Below are 17,339 nucleotides of genomic sequence, written 5' to 3' on the forward strand. Positions count from 1 at the left end.
TTTAAATACATGTACTCAATAATATGTTTACCGTTCTACTTGATAAAGATTATCATAATCATTTGCAAGAGTCAATACTTCTCAAGCCTTTTAAAATAAAAAAATGCTATACAAACCATTTTCAAAAGAATTTGTATAGCGTTTTTTCAGATTTACATGAACACATCTCTTTTTATTCAATTTGATCAAAGTATGCGCCAATATTGATAAAGCCACGCTTTAATCGCGTTTTAAAACTAGGCACATCCCAAGTTTCCAGTGGTAAGTTCATATCCACAAGACGCATCTTGTCCTTTTGAACTCTCAATCCAATCATTTCAATTTGAGTGGTTTCTATTTGATCTATTTTGTCTGGTATAAAGACACGTGAATCCCAGAGAATAGATCTCGACGATGGATCAGATATCCCCAAGAGCCCGTATGGAATTCTTATGACAATTCGATGGTCCTCTATCCATATGCTATTTTGTGGTATGGACAAATCGCCTATATTGAGCTGGCTTAAATCCACGGTCAATTCTGGAACATAATTACCCGCTTTATCTGTGTTTTCAGGATTGACAAGCTGATTGAGGTGCTCAAAAGTCTCAAAGTCTTCTGGAATAGATTTATAATGTCCTTTAAGCCAGTTGTAACTCGGCGCAACTGATAAAGTGGGAGATGTATTAATCTCTATGAGATATTCAAAACTCTGCTCAGCTGTGGCACTCGAATCTTTCTCTGTATTTAAATCCAAAGCAATTTGGATCCCTTGGCTTAAATCTGGTTTTGTTTTAAATTGTAATTCTAGATAGATATGAGATGCATTTTGACCTGCGTTGACATATTCTAAATCCAAATACGGGCTATTGCTCGTAAATATGTTCTTATATTCTGGAGCCAATGCCTCATAGGCGAGCAAGCCATAATTTTGCTCAGGATCTAAAGTATTGTGCCATAATACTTGTCGCTCGTAAGGGATCATGTAAAATTCTGTCGTCCAAGTTTTCTTAGCCCATTCATCCATCCATTCAAAAATAATTGCACCGGAATAATGCTCATTGATAATGGCATCTGTCATGCGTATGATGAAATCAGCTTGCTCAGCCTCTGAGAGGCCACCGTGATTTAAGCCATCCGGATTGAAATGCGATGTCACCGCACTAGTTGATATGCCATATTCTGCTACAACAGCTGGATAACGATGATTTTGATTCATAAACGCCTCCAAATAGCCTCCGTATCTAAAAACACCTTCGTCATCGTGATAAGAGGCATATAATTGTTCGTTGTTCATGAAATTAGGATAATTCGGATATATATGGTATGCACCAAAAAAACCGTTAACCTGCTCTGTATGGATACCTATGTGATCAATATTCACCGACACTTTATCGTTAAATTGCAGACTTTTATCGCCGTTTATGTTCCACTCACTATCATGTGATAGTGAATCTAAAGTCGGCCAATTTACAATGCCAATCAAGGGATTGCCCTTATAAAATTCAGATTCTATATTTAAAGTATAGTCACATGAGGCTGCAAGCCATGCTTCAGTAGGTGATGCATTCTTCTCAGAATACATATATTCGCCCTGAAATTGGTAGCCTTCATTGAGTGCATTCGTCTCAATTACTTCTTCAGGTTCCATTTCACGTCCCACTAAATATCCTAAAAGATATGGAGAGACGTCATACGCGTAAAGACCATATGCTCGATAATCTCTCTTGGGAATTTCAATATTCCCATGGATGGCATGAACAGCGTACTCAATTTCTCTTTTATAGACTTGGTTGTATGTTTCAGCTAAATAGTTCAAATCCTCTGGATTTTCTTCTGGCCAAATCTCTTGTAGAAGATATATGGGCTCCGATGCTTTTTGATTGTATTCATAAAGCGCTTGATAAAAATTGGGCGGCAAAAGCGTATAAATTCTTATGGTGTTGATGCGAAGTGCCTCCATCTGGCTTAACCAGTTTAAATAAGTGACTTTATCCTGTGGAAACTCTGTAAAAAACTTGCCTGGGAGTGCCACTCCCAAATTAACGCCTTTGACAAAAAACGGATTTGTATCGCCTGTATTATCCCATTTAAAGATTGTTTTATCTTGAATTGTAAATTCTGAAGAGGTCACTTGTATTGCATGCTCTTGATCTTGTGCTAGTTCGATAACGTGTTCAAAAAATGGCACTGTAAGCTGCCAAAATACCTGCTCTCCTGTGAACTTCTCATAAATTAATTTATGTTGCATCATCCAAACGATTAAATCATATTGGGGTTCTGCCAAAATCGAATTCGAAGTAAAATTACCCGCTAAATAGTAACCATTAAAATAATTTCTAGAAATGTGATATCCTGCTGGAAATTCATTTGTCAATTGGAATTGTGCTAGTTTTGCTTGCCCCTGATCTGTTGTCTTTAAATTGAATTGCGCAACGATTGGCACATCACCTTCTGTTATTTCAAAGACACCATAGTAGGGGATTTGTGTTTCACTGGCAAATTCATCTGAACTGACCATCAGGGTACCACTGTAATCTTGCCCTTTAATCAAAACAATGATGTCTTCTTCATTACTGATAATGATGCCTTCACCATAGAATGGCCATTGACCTTCATGTTTTTGGCGATATTGAGAGATGATCTCAGCAGGAATATTCTCAATTTCACTCAACTCTTGATAGGTTTTTCCCACAAAACGACTGCTTCTCACACCAGTCAGATAATTGAGTTTTTCAGAAAGATATTTACTGGCATTCACTTGTTGATAAATAGATTCGAATACGACAATATTATGATTTATGTCTTCGCTATGATCCAATTCTAAAAATTGCGAATCATTGATGAGCAAAAGATCGGGGTTTTTATCTGAGTCCCTTGCCCTGATTTTAAAATGATCCAGCAGCCAAATTGAAGCATCTTTTTTTTCACCATACTGTTTGATGACAACTTGGGAATCCGGTTTATTTTGAAAGGTTATTATTGGTATCACAATAAGGAGTCCAATCATAAATGTAATTAGAAATACAAACCCTTGAGCTGCCTTTGAAATCCATCTGTATTTCATGATTCAATCCCCTTTCTTTTGATCTTGCCCCATCCGGATTGTCCAAGCATTAAATTGAATTGACCCTCTATACGCCAAAAACTTACCAATTGTCGAACTCCAAAGTTCTCTAAAATTGCATAAAAGAGCATCTTCATAACATCCATAAATCTATAATAGTGTTCTTCTCGTTCCGCAATCAACAGGGCCGTAATGGATACCAAAACGCCTAGCAAGATAGTCGTTATAAATAAAAGTAGTGCAATCTTCTCGTCTAGTATGCCCAAAATTGCCGCCAAGACAACCATAACATAGCCTTGCATTTCAATCATTGGGCCAAATGCTTCAAAGATCAAGTAATAAGGCAAAACAAAGATACCGGTACTTCCATACCGTCTATTGAACATCATTTTTCTATGAAAATACAAAATATCAATCAATCCTCTATGCCATCTAAACCTCTGATTCTTTAAACTTTTCAGATCCTCAGGAACCTCCGTCCAGCAATTTGCATTAAAGGCATACAATATTTTATAACTGTGATTGATTTCTCGCATCATTCGACTTATTCTGACAACGATTTCCATATCTTCCCCAACAGTATCTTTCTTATATTTACCTCTTGTGGTTAAGTATCCTCCCACAGAAATAACACGATCTTTTCTAAATAGGCCAAACGCACCTGATATGATGAGCAAACTATTCATCTGTTGCCAGCCTAACCGACCTGCCATAAAAGCTCTAATGTATTCGATGGTTTGAAATCTTGCCAAGATATTCTTGGACAAAACAACTTCTGTAATCAAACCTTGATCCACTTTACAGCTGTTAATAGGACACACATTTCCACCTAATGCAGGTGTCTCTTTACTCTCATCAATCGTTAGCGAGGCCAATCTCAACAGTGACTCAGGCTCTAACAACGAGTCTGCATCAATGCCACAGAAGAATTCTTTATTGGCAACATTTATACCTGCATTTAAAGCATCTGCCTTCCCACCATTATTTTTATCGATGACCACGAGCTTCGGCAATGATGCATTGCGATAAATACCTCTAATTGGAACTGTATCTAAACTGATCTGATACTGATAATCCACACGGATCAATTTAAAGGCTTCAATCAACCGACGCAGTGTTTCATCGTTACTGCCATCATTGACAACAATCAATTCGTAATCGGGATACTTTAAATTCAAAAGCGAGCGCACACTTGAGACGATTGACTTTTCTTCGTTAAAAGCTGGGGCAATAATAGATATAGATGGAATCATTTTATGCCTAAAAAGCATGGATATATTTTTAAAGTTCCAAAGCTTTGCTTGTTTTCTCACGTTAGCATAGGAAAAGCACATTAATATCAAATAGGAAATATTAATGGCCACCGAATAATATGCCAGTATATAATTAAAGCCAATGACATATTTTTTTAAGAATAATCTCGTTCCCACTACACCGATTTCATTTGAATATTTTATAAAGAACAAAAGAGGATAAGCTAAAAAGCCAATTAAAGTGAACATTAGAACCACTTTGGCAAGTTTCTTATCTTTTAAATGAACCTCAGATATTTTATTGAGTTCGAACGGTTCTGTGCCCCACTTTTCGATTATGCGTCGATTTAGATATCGCCTTAACTCCAATCCAATTTGAGATTCAGGATCTACTCTTTCCTTTAATATTTCAATAAGCATATTCTCTAGATCAAAATCTCTATTTAAGTTCATAAAACCAATGAGCTCATTGATCTTGCCATTTAATATGATCTCCCCTAAAATCTCCTTAGCGTAATGGGGATGCTTGCTGTTGAGTTTTAAAATATAGTACTCAATTTTGTTAGAAAAAATTTGTGCCATTCTCTTTTTTATATCCATATTGGATTCAGCAAAAAATGACTCTTCCAATATGTATAAAAAGCGCGGATTATGCTCTATCATCTTTGTGATGACTGCAATTAGAGTTTTCTCAAAATCCGCTTCATTTAAATGAGCGAGCAATATTTTAAAATGCTCTGTTCGATTCACTTTGGAGAGCGCCCAAAATGCGTTGTTTTTGATTATGACATGATCATTTTCATAATATTTGGCCTCCGAAAAATCAATGAAATAATAATTGGATAAAGTTTTACAGGACAATGTCAATAATTTATTAAAATCTTCATCCAGATAACTTATTCTATATTTGGTCTTGTTGCTTTTTATTTGTTCTAAATAGTATGCTTTAAGTGCTTTATACTTTGTTTCATAATCATCGACAAAACGGAATAGGTATCTCTTGGTGTCTTCATTGAAGTTTTCAGCAGCATATTTCAAATTCAACTCAATAAGTTCTATATCATTGGTCTCATACAATGCCAACAGATAGGGTTGAACTAAGTAACCAAACTCAAGAATATTGGAGATGGCCTTAGTGCGATACCATTTATGTGTGCCTATAAGTGCCTTGGTCATAACCTCAATTGATTTTGGATTTCGGATATCTGTTAACGCGTTTGAAATATATATTTTGACTGAATAGTCCTTTTCATGCATCAATGCGCTTTCAAGTGCCATTCTCGCATTTTCGCTTCCAATGAGTCCCAAATATGTACAAGCTTCTTTTCGCCTAGTCTTAGAAATAGATTTCAACTTCCTGATCTCAATTTTCTCAATTTTTATCAGTTCTTTACTTTGAAGATGTTGCTCTAAATCCTCCATGATCAAATTTTGTTTGATTTCCTTGATTTCGCGCAAAGAATCAAATGTCCCTTCAAAAGAATGATCCACAAGGGACAATACCGTTGCCAGCCTCTTATTATTTCTTGTATAAATTTCTTCTAAGCTCGAAAACTTATTGCCAATGATCCGCATCATCAACACTGTAATAAAATAAAGAATAACGAGCATCAATACGATTAAACCATTCACATGAATACTCATTCCATTAGTCCTTTCAACTTTTTATTGACAATACCTAGAAGTTCAGACAGCAAATACGGTTTTTTGATATAATGAATCACACCTAATGCAAGGGCTCTGCCAACACTTTCTTCATCTTTTTGATGTGACAAATAGATCATGTCTATATCCTTTGTTTTAGAGCTTTTTTGAAGAGCTTCCCTCAAGAGAAAACCATCCATCTTATCTAAAATGATATCTGAGATAATCAATTTAGGCAGATGTAGTCTCGCAAGTTCAAGACCTGTGGTACCGTCACTTGCAGAAATCACCTCGATATTGAGTTCTCCAATAAAGTTCTTTAAAACTTCAAGATTTATAATGTCTGAATCTACTAAGAGAATTTTTTGAGTTTGATTCGACTCTTGCTGTACCCCACCTGTATAACAGAAGTAGTTTTTGCCCCTCATCTTTGCAATGCGCAGACGATTTAAAGCTTGCTCCATATAGTTTTTAATGGTGAGCTCATAGGAAATGGCATCTAGTTCTAATTCTTCTGCAAATGCAGCTCCAATTGAAACAGTCAGCTTTCCTAAAAAATTTTCACTGAGCTCTATTGCATTTCTAAACGATTCTACTAAGGTTATTAAGTCATTGGGATCATAACCCTTTAAATAGAGTCCAAAATCCGTCTCATCAAGTTTAAATACAGCCTGTTCTCCAAAAGTTTCTTTGAGCATATAGGTCATATTAGTGAGGACTGCCTCATCTTCTTTAGCCCCATACTTCAATTTATAATTTGAAAAGTCATCAATGCTAATGCATATGAATGCCCCCACATTTCTCCAGTCCTCTTCATTTAACTCTTCAAGTAAAAGTGTCATCAAAAATCGCTCATTAAAGAGGCCTGTTACGGGACACTTTACAAGCTTTTCGCTGACATTTTTTATAGTTTGATCTAATGATTGGTTGATCTCAATCAATTTTCTATTCTGAGCATCTACCTCTGCCAAACTATGAGTCATAATTTTAGGCAGCTCAAGATCATAAATAACACACAAATTTCGAACAAAAGGTTCAATGACAGTTAGCCAAATCATCCCTTTCACTTCTTGGATTTTAACAAAGATATGTTGCCACACCTCTTTAGGATCACCGCTGTATGCAACAACTTCATTTTGATCATTCAAGGCAAATACTTTCATTGCATCATAAATCTCTCGAACTTCTCTCGGGGGATACAATGTAATCAATCTTTGATAGACTTCATTAAATACAATTAAATAGCCGCCCTCTTTCATCAGATTTTTTTTAATTGGACTCAGAAGTGTACCGCATTCCAGTGTTCGAAGTGCTTCAATATACTTTTTTATATTTGTCTTTATAATTGCTCCATGTTGTGGCAATATCATTTGAATATCATAGAACATCAGCGTGTCCATCACAGGTCTTAGTACAGAGTTTGAAGGCATGTAGTGTTCATGAAAAGTCAACATTTTTCCCAAGTAATCATCATCTGCATAAATCGTTCTATTATAGCTGAATGCACCAAATAGATCACTTGAAAATAAAATCTTGTTGACCCGATCGTAGCTTGCAAACGCACCCGCAAAATGCAAATAGGGCGTCAATATAAATTCTAAAACTCTGCCATTGCCGAAAGTCAATTGATTGTCATGTTCCTCTATTAAATAATAAGGGGACTGAATTCCGTAATATTGAATTAGAGTCATCGTCCTCCAAGTCGTTACGACTTCCGCCTTTAAGCCAACTGCTTCAAGTAGGGGAATCTGAGAACAAAAATCAGGATCTTCATGATGTACAACAACATACTTAATTTGATCTAACGACACAATAGAGACCACGTTCTCTAATACTTGCTCAAAATCAAGTTTTGATCCAGGATCAAATAGCACTGCCTCATTGCCATCAATCAGTAAATACGGATTACAATCCAAACCGTTATGCATCTCGATATTTCCCACATGAAAAGTATCTGCCTTTAACTCAATATAACTCATCTCTTCCCCCGTGTTGATTTATTTGATCTACTTATCCATATGTACCCATATTATTACAAAAAAAAATAATGCGACTAAAAAAACTTCTCGAAAAATGAATTTTCAAGAAGTTTCATCTAAATACGCTATGATCGTTTTATTTCTACCCTCGCTTTTGGCTTGCAGTAAACATTGGTCTGCCATTCTAATGAGGTTTTCATAATCTCCAATATGGCCCTCACAGACGACAACACCAAAACTACAAGTTAATCTAATTTCAGGAAATTTAGGGCCGAAATGCGCCAACTCAATTTGACTTTTAATATGTTGCATGATGGATTCAATATTATGGCTATTTAAATTTTGTAGTACAATTAAAAACTCTTCGCCACCATATCGAGCTACCCAATCACTTGAACTTCTTATGGTATTTTTGAGGAGATTCGAAAAATTAATAAGGACTCTATCACCCACATCATGTCCATAGAGATCATTAATTTGTTTGAATTTATCAATATCAGCCATTACAATAGCCAATGTCCCTTTTTTATAATAACTATGCATTAGATCAAGTGGCAATTTCTGAGTAATATATCGACGATTAAATAATCCTGTCATCTCATCAGTAATGATCATCTGATTCATGCCTTCGATTATAGCAGTTATGTCTCTGTTATCATGCTCTTCTGTTTCTTCAAAGATATTGCTACCATCAATTTGATCTGTCAGTTCAACAACAAATTTACGATTACCCTCTTGAATTGGAAAACCATATATAATATAGCTTTTCCCTTCTAAAAATTCTAGTCTAGTCATTTTACGATTTTCCTGCAGAACTTTAGCGCAAAAGCAATCTTCTTTCAATCTGCATAAATGATTACAGGGTTTCCGCTCCAATTCATTTTGACAGTCCAGCGTATAAGTGACTTTTTCATCAAAATCTACAATTCTTATATGTTCAAATAAGGGTTCATATCTTTTTTTTAAATTTATAAGCACCGATTGCATTAGATTTCTCCCCACAATTCATTTTAAAGGATAGAGCTTTCACTTTTTAAAATCACTTGGAACTTATTATTGTCTATATCAATAACATGATCCACATATTTAATAGGTTGTTGCATTTCTTGCTCAAGTTCATCAATAAACTCATAAATGACAATCCCGCCCACACGACTGTATAAATCTGTCAACAAAGTCGAGGCATTATCCAAATTTTCATAAACAAACCTCTCAAGTGGTGAAAAAACCAAGGCAAAATTGATTATAATGTGCTTATCCTCAATCTTTACATAAATATTTTTAGGCCCCCGCCCTCCAACTCTCTTAATATGTCCCACATATTTAGAAAGAATCAGTCTTTCATACTCCCTCTTTGCGTTCAAATTACCCTCCTTGGATCTGAAAATCTCTATTAGAGTCCATTCTAATAAAAAAAATAAAACCAATATAGTTGTATACTATATTGGTTTACATAAAAAGCTGAATTACTCCTCTTTTATAGTCTAACCGAAATATTCTATTGGTCTTATGCATCTTCAAGGGACTTAGATATATATGTAAATTATATTCGATTTATCCTTTTATGTCAATTGACCTAAATGGTTCTTTATATTGTTATTCTCACATTTTTTCTGTATATTTTTAAATATATTACACTTTGTTAACATTATTGTCCTATGACTATGGTCTTGCTCTTAAAAAAAGAATAGAGACCAAAGCCCTCTATTCAATAGTTCTTTATATTATATCAGTATTAATGATTTTCGCCAAGCCCTCAATTGCTTCATATTTAGGATTCGGTAAAAGTTGACCCGTTTTTTCACTATTTTTGATCATCATCTTCGTAATCGTTCTATGGAGAAATTTCATCTTATTGAGATCCAATTCACCGCCAAATGAAACTCGAACCCTAGAGTGTTCAATTATAGCCTTTGGGAAAGCATGCTCTAAATAAGTGCCTACATTGGCTTCAATGCCACAACATAAAAATATGAAAATAGGGTGTTTAATCATTTCAGCTTCATTTGCTTCGCAAAACTGCTTCATTTCTTTTTGAATTTGTCCCATATAAATGGATGCCCCAATGATTAATTTATCATATTGCGTCAAATCAACATTTCTATTTTGCATTAAATTAAGGCATTCCACTTTGTCTTCAATCTGTTCTCCAAGCTTTTTTGCCATACGCTCTGTTAACCCATAAGTTGATGTATATAATATTAACGTGCTCATTGTTCGCCTCCAAATTTATAATGATCTATTATAGATAATATATTACCTTTTAAGATCGAGGTCAACACTTTTAGCCCATTCTAACCAAACTCTAACCTTAAATGGGTTTATTGCAGATCATCCCGTAGAATGTCCTTAATTAATTGCGGATTACATGAGTCTCTTCTCACCTTTTATAGAGATTATTTCATCCACAATTTGACTCACTTCAAGCGTACCTATATACACTCCCGCTTGATCTCTCAGAGCAAAATACTGAATCCATACCTTATGCGCTTTATAATTAATCCAAAAAACGGCTTTTTCTCTTGCGCCAGATTTAAACGCTTCAATAATTTCAAGCACCTTATCCACGCTTTCAGGCGGATGACACTGTCTAACATCTCTGCCCAAAACCGCTGTTGATCTTGGAAAAATACGCTCTTGGGATCTCGAGAAATAGCGTACTTTGTCTTGTGCATCTATAAAAGTCAAATCAACAGGAATCGCTGAAAACAATGACTCTAATTGCTCATAAGTCAAACTGCCTGTTTCAGTTTTATAGATACCATCTTTAACGGAAAAAGATGTCACAGCATCTGGTAGAAAAACTTCTGGCTTTTCAATAAAAGGGAAATCATATTCAAAGCTCTGCTTATACATCGCATTCCATTCAGTGTGCTCCAAAACCTCGCTTGCAACGGGAATCAATATCAATTCCTCTTTTTTGAGCACGCCAAGCATGCTGAAAATTAACATACCCAGTTTCTGGTTGATATCCTTCTCACTGGATGTTACATTTCCTAGAATTTCAATGGTCTCTCTGATTTCCTGTCTAACGCGATCGTGAAGAGACCACATTATAGAAAGGCCTTGAAATTTAGGCATACGTTTTTCAAGATATGGAAAGAGTATATTTTCCTTTTTTAAATAGTGCTCATTGAATAACTTCAGTTCAGAAATAGCCTCCAAAAGCAATACTCTGTTTTCAACACAGTTTTCCAATTTTATAATTTTTTTAATCGCTTCTATCTTCATGACTAAAGCCGCATTTTCAGCCAATAGATTGTTGATAAAATCATCCTCACTCGGCTTTTCCCACGCATAGTTAATCAAGCTTTTATAAAAGACATTAATGACTTTATCCAGACATAAAAGGATAGATTTTGGCTTACGCCCTTCTTGGAGGAGATGATAAAAAATATCAAAAACTTCACTGGGTTTGACGTGCTCAATATCTGAGCAATACTGATCATATAATGCCTTCCCGTCTCCACCATCAAGGAGGCTCTTTGTATATTCAATTAATCGCTCAACGCGTTTTTCATCAACAGACATCGGAAACTCCTTTTCTTTTCTCATGTTTAAATTGTCAACAAATTAGATTTTGTTTTGAGAAGTTCAGTTAGACCTTCTCCCCAATATTTAATCTCAATGCCCATTGCACTCAGATTTTCTGAAACGTTCAATTGATCCGCACAAGCTTTGCAGGCAGAAAATTTTACGCCCTTTTGAATTGCAAAAGCAACAAGTTCTCTAATATTTTCATTCTCAGCGATCAACGATGCTGTTGACCCCCATATAATTATGGTGATCTCTTCCCACCACCCATGAATTTTGGCATTTGTGCCATACATAAGCACCATTTTTTCAGCTGTAACTGGATCTGCATTCGTCCATAGTATATAGAGATAATTTTCGTTCACTTTGTCCTCCTCAATAAGTAGATTGCTTCGTCCAATCTAATTTATAGTAAAATTTAGGAATCATTCTATCCGTTTTCAAAAACGAGGCAATTTCACCACTATAAATCGCACCCATTTTTTCATAAAAAGCTTTAGCTTCTGGATTCGTCACAAATGTAATCACTTCTATCTTCAGTAAAGAGCAGCGCTTTAACATGTGATTCCAAAGCACACGACCAATGCCTTGCCCTATAAGATCTGGTCTCACATAGAAGAATTCCAACTCACAAAATCGCCCCTTGAGTACAAGACTATAGAATGCGACAATTTGTTCCTCTCTCAAATAGACGTAAGTTGGATTCTCAGAGATATACTCTGCATCCATCGCATAAAAGGTCTTAAATTCATTTAAAAAAGCTTCATCATATCCCCAATGCGCTTCTGACTGAGCTGCCAACTCATTGAGCTCTAAGAACTCATCCGGCTTAGCTTCTCTAAAGCACCCTTTTTCATCCTCTTTGATCTCAGCAATTTGCCGCATCAGCTGTTCTGGCATGACGTTCTGTCGCCTAAGTTCCGCCTCAATGCTCATCTGTTGAGGCTTGTGATGTTTAAAGTAATCGCCAATCCGTTTAACTTTCTCTTCACGATTTTCCATGAGCCCGTACAGGACAAACCAATCTTCAAGAGATGTCAAAGGTACTTCTGTACCCATTTCACTCCAAACAGAGTGAATATACTTTTTATCAAAATGATATCTAAATTGTCCCTGGCTTGTATTAATCGTCAATTCCGCCATGACATCTATATCGATATCGTCGATAATGAATTCGTAAAAGTAAGGTGTGCTATACTGTTCAGATTTCTCCCAAGACTGCTTTTTGCCCAATGTCTCCAAAATATGATCCACTTTTTCAACATCGTCAACTTGAACAATCAAATCAATATCCCGTGGTGGTTTATCTAAAAGATCGTAGTAGTCAAGTACAATTGACGCACCCACCGCCCATGTGACTTTTGCTTCATTCAACTGCGTTGCTATTTTAAACAAGACTGTTTTCAAATTGGATTCCATTATCAACCAAATACACCTCCCCTGCAAGTCTAAATACTTTAAATAAGACGCTCAATCCCGATGAATTATATTTACACGACTCTCTAACTCTCCTCAGAAGGCAATTGAGACTTCATCCATGCTTCTACACCAAATATAGTGATCATAGCCCTCTCCCCAATAATCCTTCACAATAATATCCGGGTTACCCAATTTGCCAGTCCATATCTTTTTAGCTTTCGTATAGCCGCTATCCAGTGTAAAAGTCTTTACACCGCGTCCTAAAAGAACCAAATACATTGCATTTAACATCGAAGATCCAATACCACGATTATGTTGATCTGGATGTACAAACACACTTCCAATTTCTCCATAAGTCGAGTAGACCCCTTTTGAAAGTTCATTGATCAAGGCGCCAGCGGGCCCATATGCAATGGTTCCAATAATTTTTTGATCCTTTTTAGCCAACAAAAAAAAATACGTTCTTCCTTCAGAATCTAAATCGCTTTGCACAAATTTCATTTTCTCAGAGACTTCATCCGTGACAAATGCCTCTATATCCTTTAGACCTTCATCTATTAGAACACTGTGAATACACCGTGTAAAAAATTGCTCGAGTTCTTCTAAATCAGCTTGCATTGGCCTAAGCAATGCGATTTTATCCCCACTCATTTTTAACGTCCTTTTTTATAAAGTAAATCATAGTCATAAGAAATTTCTTCAAGCCTCTTTTCAAACCAATATTTCGAATCTGACAAAGCTTTGTTATAAGTCACTTTTCCAAGCGTTTCAAGGAAAAAATCAAGAATCATATCTGCCGCTATTGTCCCCAGCTCTTCCTCTCTTTCCGTACTAAAAAAAGTCTGGATCTCTGCTATGAGGGTTTCCCTCTCTTCTTTTTCAAGTGTAATCTTATCTAATAATGCCCTTTTTTTCATGTAGCTGTCTCCCTTTCTTTTATAGTACTTTATAATGCTTTGCAATACTATATATATCCACCTTATGTCTCATACTATCAAAAATAGGATATGAAGTAAACATGACCCACGCACTATTCTCATTATTTCTGGACCGTGGTACTATTACTTTATTAAAAGAGATCTGTAAAAGGCTCATAATTTTTTTAAGGGAGGTCATAAAATGATAAGCAGAATTTATGTGAATCAAAAAAATCTACTCTTACTTATTATTCTAGGCATTTCATCACTCTTACTCTGGGGATGTTCAAACAGTTCTAATGAATCCCAAAATCAACCATCGACCACTTCCACTGAACAAACTAACTCAGACTTAAACCCTATGTACACCATAACTGGCATTGTATTTTTAGACGCCAATGGAAACGGCATTATGGAATCAGACGAATCTGGACTGCCCGATATTACCATTAAAAATCAATTTAGCGAATCACACACAGATTCAGATGGTCAATTCATACTTGAGAGTCAACAGGGCAACGATCTCATCAGTGTTGTACAGAATTCATTGCCACCAGGATTAATGCTTACCACCTCAAACGCGTCACAAGCTTTTACCGTTAGTGGTCATATTGAATCTGATCCCATCGGTTATACTTATCCTGTCCCAGATGCACCTTCGTATACATTTAAGGATACCATCACAACAGATTCAACCTATGACAATTACTATTTTGAACTTCAAATGTCAAATGCAGGCCAACTGAATGAAACCATGAAATTATGGGTGATCGGTCAAAGCATGAAAGCTGAAACACAAGGCTTAATCACCTATTACAATCATGAAAATGGAACAATGGGTGTCTATGCTGCCGAAACAAATCAAGTGGTTATTACACCTATTATGGAAGAAATGCCTATTGTAACACCCTTTACTTTTGTAGATGAACTCGATGCACAAACTTTTGATGAGATCGCCTATAGAGGCGAAGAAGATCTAGATGACAAAGAAGTACTCGTCTTCGAAAACACTTCGCCTGGTTTTGAAGCCACTTATTATGTATGGAAAGAACATCCTATGATTATTAAAATGGAAACCAAAAGCGGCTCATTTGAAAGCAGTTTCTATTTTAAAGATTTATCACTGGGCACAGTGACGCCAGACGATATCACTTATCCAGCAGGTGCAGAAGTCTTGAATCTAAGCGGACAATAACATGAAAATGACTGAACGAGCAGCATGATACAATAGGAATACACATCATCTTTTGATGTCTCAAACCCATTTTCAGGGATGATTTTCCCGACGAATACTTCGGCTTAAATCTTTCCGCTCAAATCTTATCGTTTTAAAAAAGCACCACCCTAAACTGGGTGGTGCTCTTCTATAAATCTAATCATTATCCGTTTAAAGCTTCTTTAAGATATATTGAATATCCAGTCAATATATATTCAATATCAACCCAATATCTATTCAATAAAAAACGATTGCATTCAAATTAAAGTTGATCTAAAAGGCACTTAAAAGCATGTGCAGTCCAACGCCTATAACTACAATTTGCGCAGACTTTTTTTTCATCAATGCACTCTTCATAGACATCTCTAACAAAGTGCTTACAATGTTTATTTTCCCCATCATCCTGTTTTTGCTTGATTTCCATTTTGCGAATGGCCTTCTTTTCAAGCGCCTTATATGCCCCTTCTGAACCCAAGACGAACAGAGTGAATTGACCATCTCTCAAAATGGTCTTGCTCTTACTTGTAAACAGAATATCGCCGCTCTCGACAATTGACAGGCTATCTCTATGCCGAATGACATCAACTTCAGGAAGCGCCATCAGTGCTTCTACACTGTAAAGCCCTTTGTCCAATGATTTTAAGCTGGCTTTCACCTCGCCATCATTCCCTGAAAGTCGCAATCCAACACCTGCCATAGCGCCAATCACACCGCCGCCGGTCCCACCATGTTCTGAAAGATGGATGCCCAATGCACTTGCGAGGCCGTATGCATCTGATTTGGTTTTAATAGATACTTTCGCCTCCATGCCAAACTGTATCAACTTTGAATGTACTTCTTCATCTGGATTGAGCACCACACATAAACCCGGATCTGAACCCTCTGCCCTGTACTCAAGTATGGTATCGGTTGCAATCCTTTTAATTTGCTCGTATGATTCAGTCCATAGATTGGCCTCATTTTCAAATACCTGTGTATCAGATTTGTCAAGCATATCCAACGTATTGACCATATCACTCCTGCTCTGCTCTACTACAAAACACATGCTACTGTTGTGGGATGTATATGGGATATCTTCGTGGATAAGCAACTGGTGTCTTGTGGTCGGTGTACAGACCAATTCCAGTTCTTCTTCAATTTTTTCCTTGATATAATCTGCTACGGTTCCCGTTCCAATGGAATCTATATTATCCGTATCATCAATACACACGTATATTCTCATGACTCACTCTCCTTGATCTGATAAATCCTTATTCAATCGCATACCGCGTCCATCAATAATGGAATCATAAGCTTCATCTGTCAGTTCATATTCAAATAAATCTCGATAGAATGCCTGGGTATACGCTTTTAGATCTAAAGTTTCACACGCCTCTGGATATAGGGTTTTGGCTACCCACATCATTGCCAATGGCGTCTCTATGGATGTGGTATGTCCCCATCTGGAAATACCTGTCGGCATGATATAGACACGATGATTTTTAACCGCATCAATCATTTGCCATTGATCCTTTTCAAGAATGTATTGATCTACACCATCTTCATTGCAAAAAATCACCTCTGGATTCCATGCGATAATCTGCTCTAAAGAAGCATAGTATTTATCGTTGTCCTGTATCAGTTGATCCTTTAACGAAACTTCTAAGCCCCCTGAAATCTTCATGAATTCTTCCGGTAATGAGCCCAAAGGTACCGTATTCGTGGCTTCATTTAAAGCATGGTATACACGCAACCGCTGCTCGGCAGGTATATCTTTAATACAGTCATTTACGAGAGCCCTGATCTCATCGTACATTGCATTGTAAAGGGCCGCTTCTTCCTGTGCATTAAAGACCTCACCCAGCATCATCACTAGATCTTGCTGTGTTTCAATGGAATCAAATTGCGTGACAATAAATGGTATTTTATATTTGTTAAACTGCTTGACCAGGGCATCATCTGCGTACATATCACTTGGCATAATCACTAAATCCACATTTTGCTTCAAAAGTTCTTCAAAGTTCACTGCTCCACTGACTTTTACCAAAGCAGCTTCTTTTATACTTGGTGCAATCTCATGAAGCAATTTATCGCGCTTCAAGCCATTGCTCACTGCCACAATTTTATCACCAGATCCGAGCATAGTCATAATGTGCCCCGTATTGGTAAACAGACAGGCAACGCGTTGTGGTTCCAAGGGTACACGTACTTCTCTATCCATGGAATCCACGATGACTTTTGAGTTTTCATCATTGAGATCTGAAGTATTGACAATATTGCTACAACTACTCAAGATCATGACAACCACCAAAATAAATATCGAAAGTTTCGCTTTCATGCCTTTATCGCCCC

Annotated in this window: 14 protein-coding genes; 1 reads left to right on the forward strand and 13 read right to left on the reverse strand. The window is 36.5% G+C overall.

Features of this window, described 5'->3' with window-relative positions; genetic code table 11:
• Window positions 1-172 precede the first annotated feature (172 nt).
• The 11 genes from ISU02_RS04510 to ISU02_RS04560 form a co-directional block, all read right to left on the reverse strand.
• On the reverse strand, window positions 173-3,046 hold the full coding sequence (locus ISU02_RS04510) for a hypothetical protein (protein ID WP_194700593.1): 2,874 nt from the start codon (window positions 3,044-3,046) through the stop codon (window positions 173-175).
• Window positions 3,043-5,943, reverse strand: coding sequence for a glycosyltransferase (locus tag ISU02_RS04515; RefSeq protein WP_194700594.1), 2,901 nt, complete (start codon window positions 5,941-5,943; stop codon window positions 3,043-3,045). Before ISU02_RS04515 ends, ISU02_RS04510 begins: the two co-directional genes overlap by 4 nt.
• The gene (locus tag ISU02_RS04520; protein WP_194700595.1) at window positions 5,940-7,922 is read right to left on the reverse strand and encodes an oxygen-binding di-iron domain-containing protein; all 1,983 of its coding nucleotides are present in this window, start codon (window positions 7,920-7,922) and stop codon (window positions 5,940-5,942) included. The genes ISU02_RS04515 and ISU02_RS04520 overlap by 4 nt, the downstream gene beginning before the upstream one ends.
• Before the next feature lie 102 nt (window positions 7,923-8,024).
• Window positions 8,025-8,909, reverse strand: a complete 885-nt coding sequence (locus ISU02_RS04525; protein WP_194700596.1) for a GGDEF domain-containing protein — start codon at window positions 8,907-8,909, stop codon at window positions 8,025-8,027.
• 23 nt (window positions 8,910-8,932) lie between these two features.
• Window positions 8,933-9,286 (reverse strand): Na-translocating system protein MpsC family protein, encoded by a 354-nt coding sequence (locus tag ISU02_RS04530; protein WP_194700597.1) that lies wholly within the window; start codon window positions 9,284-9,286, stop codon window positions 8,933-8,935.
• Between the two features lie 355 nt (window positions 9,287-9,641).
• Complete coding sequence (locus ISU02_RS04535) at window positions 9,642-10,136, reverse strand: flavodoxin domain-containing protein (RefSeq protein WP_194700598.1); 495 nt, start codon at window positions 10,134-10,136, stop codon at window positions 9,642-9,644.
• 150 nt (window positions 10,137-10,286) lie between these two features.
• A complete protein-coding gene (locus ISU02_RS04540; protein WP_194700599.1) occupies window positions 10,287-11,453 on the reverse strand; it encodes a PAS domain-containing protein in 1,167 nt (388 codons plus the stop codon).
• A 26-nt stretch (window positions 11,454-11,479) separates the two neighbouring features.
• Window positions 11,480-11,821, reverse strand: coding sequence for a DsrE family protein (locus ISU02_RS04545; RefSeq protein WP_194700600.1), 342 nt, complete (start codon window positions 11,819-11,821; stop codon window positions 11,480-11,482).
• A 10-nt stretch (window positions 11,822-11,831) separates the two neighbouring features.
• On the reverse strand, window positions 11,832-12,875 hold the full coding sequence (locus tag ISU02_RS04550; protein WP_194700601.1) for a GNAT family N-acetyltransferase: 1,044 nt from the start codon (window positions 12,873-12,875) through the stop codon (window positions 11,832-11,834).
• A gap of 93 nt (window positions 12,876-12,968) precedes the next feature.
• Window positions 12,969-13,526, reverse strand: a complete 558-nt coding sequence (locus ISU02_RS04555) for a GNAT family N-acetyltransferase (protein WP_194700602.1) — start codon at window positions 13,524-13,526, stop codon at window positions 12,969-12,971.
• Between the two features lie 2 nt (window positions 13,527-13,528).
• Window positions 13,529-13,792, reverse strand: coding sequence for a DUF2164 domain-containing protein (locus ISU02_RS04560; protein WP_194700603.1), 264 nt, complete (start codon window positions 13,790-13,792; stop codon window positions 13,529-13,531).
• A 202-nt stretch (window positions 13,793-13,994) separates the two neighbouring features.
• Here ISU02_RS04560 and ISU02_RS04565 point away from each other — a divergent pair, with 202 nt between their 5' ends.
• A complete protein-coding gene (locus tag ISU02_RS04565) occupies window positions 13,995-14,987 on the forward strand; it encodes a hypothetical protein (protein ID WP_194700604.1) in 993 nt (330 codons plus the stop codon).
• Between the two features lie 283 nt (window positions 14,988-15,270).
• On the opposite strand, the gene ISU02_RS04570 is transcribed toward ISU02_RS04565, so the two are convergent.
• Both ISU02_RS04570 and ISU02_RS04575 read right to left on the reverse strand, forming a co-directional pair.
• Window positions 15,271-16,230, reverse strand: a complete 960-nt coding sequence (locus tag ISU02_RS04570) for a hypothetical protein (protein WP_194700605.1) — start codon at window positions 16,228-16,230, stop codon at window positions 15,271-15,273.
• A gap of 3 nt (window positions 16,231-16,233) precedes the next feature.
• Entirely contained in the window at window positions 16,234-17,325 is a 1,092-nt protein-coding gene (locus ISU02_RS04575) for an ABC transporter substrate-binding protein (RefSeq protein WP_194700606.1), read from the reverse strand.
• Window positions 17,326-17,339: the final 14 nt, after the last annotated feature.

The organism is Fusibacter ferrireducens (assembly GCF_015352425.1).
GTDB classification, from domain to species: Bacteria; Bacillota; Clostridia; order Peptostreptococcales; family Acidaminobacteraceae; genus Fusibacter_A; species Fusibacter_A ferrireducens.

Bases quoted from the DNA above. Each gene is read 5' to 3' on its own strand.
- ISU02_RS04540 (WP_194700599.1), bottom strand. From the start codon at position 11,453: ATGTCTGTTGATGAAAAACGCGTTGAGCGATTAATTGAATATACAAAG.
- ISU02_RS04520 (WP_194700595.1), bottom strand. From the start codon at position 7,922: ATGAGTTATATTGAGTTAAAGGCAGATACTTTTCATGTGGGAAATATC.
- ISU02_RS04560 (WP_194700603.1), bottom strand. From the start codon at position 13,792: ATGAAAAAAAGGGCATTATTAGATAAGATTACACTTGAAAAAGAAGAG.
- ISU02_RS04565 (WP_194700604.1), top strand. From the start codon at position 13,995: ATGATAAGCAGAATTTATGTGAATCAAAAAAATCTACTCTTACTTATT.
- ISU02_RS04525 (WP_194700596.1), bottom strand. From the start codon at position 8,909: ATGCAATCGGTGCTTATAAATTTAAAAAAAAGATATGAACCCTTATTT.
- ISU02_RS04550 (WP_194700601.1), bottom strand. From the start codon at position 12,875: ATGGAATCCAATTTGAAAACAGTCTTGTTTAAAATAGCAACGCAGTTG.
- ISU02_RS04575 (WP_194700606.1), bottom strand. From the start codon at position 17,325: ATGAAAGCGAAACTTTCGATATTTATTTTGGTGGTTGTCATGATCTTG.
- ISU02_RS04535 (WP_194700598.1), bottom strand. From the start codon at position 10,136: ATGAGCACGTTAATATTATATACATCAACTTATGGGTTAACAGAGCGT.
- ISU02_RS04510 (WP_194700593.1), bottom strand. From the start codon at position 3,046: ATGAAATACAGATGGATTTCAAAGGCAGCTCAAGGGTTTGTATTTCTA.
- ISU02_RS04555 (WP_194700602.1), bottom strand. From the start codon at position 13,526: ATGAGTGGGGATAAAATCGCATTGCTTAGGCCAATGCAAGCTGATTTA.
- ISU02_RS04570 (WP_194700605.1), bottom strand. From the start codon at position 16,230: ATGAGAATATACGTGTGTATTGATGATACGGATAATATAGATTCCATT.
- ISU02_RS04515 (WP_194700594.1), bottom strand. From the start codon at position 5,943: ATGAGTATTCATGTGAATGGTTTAATCGTATTGATGCTCGTTATTCTT.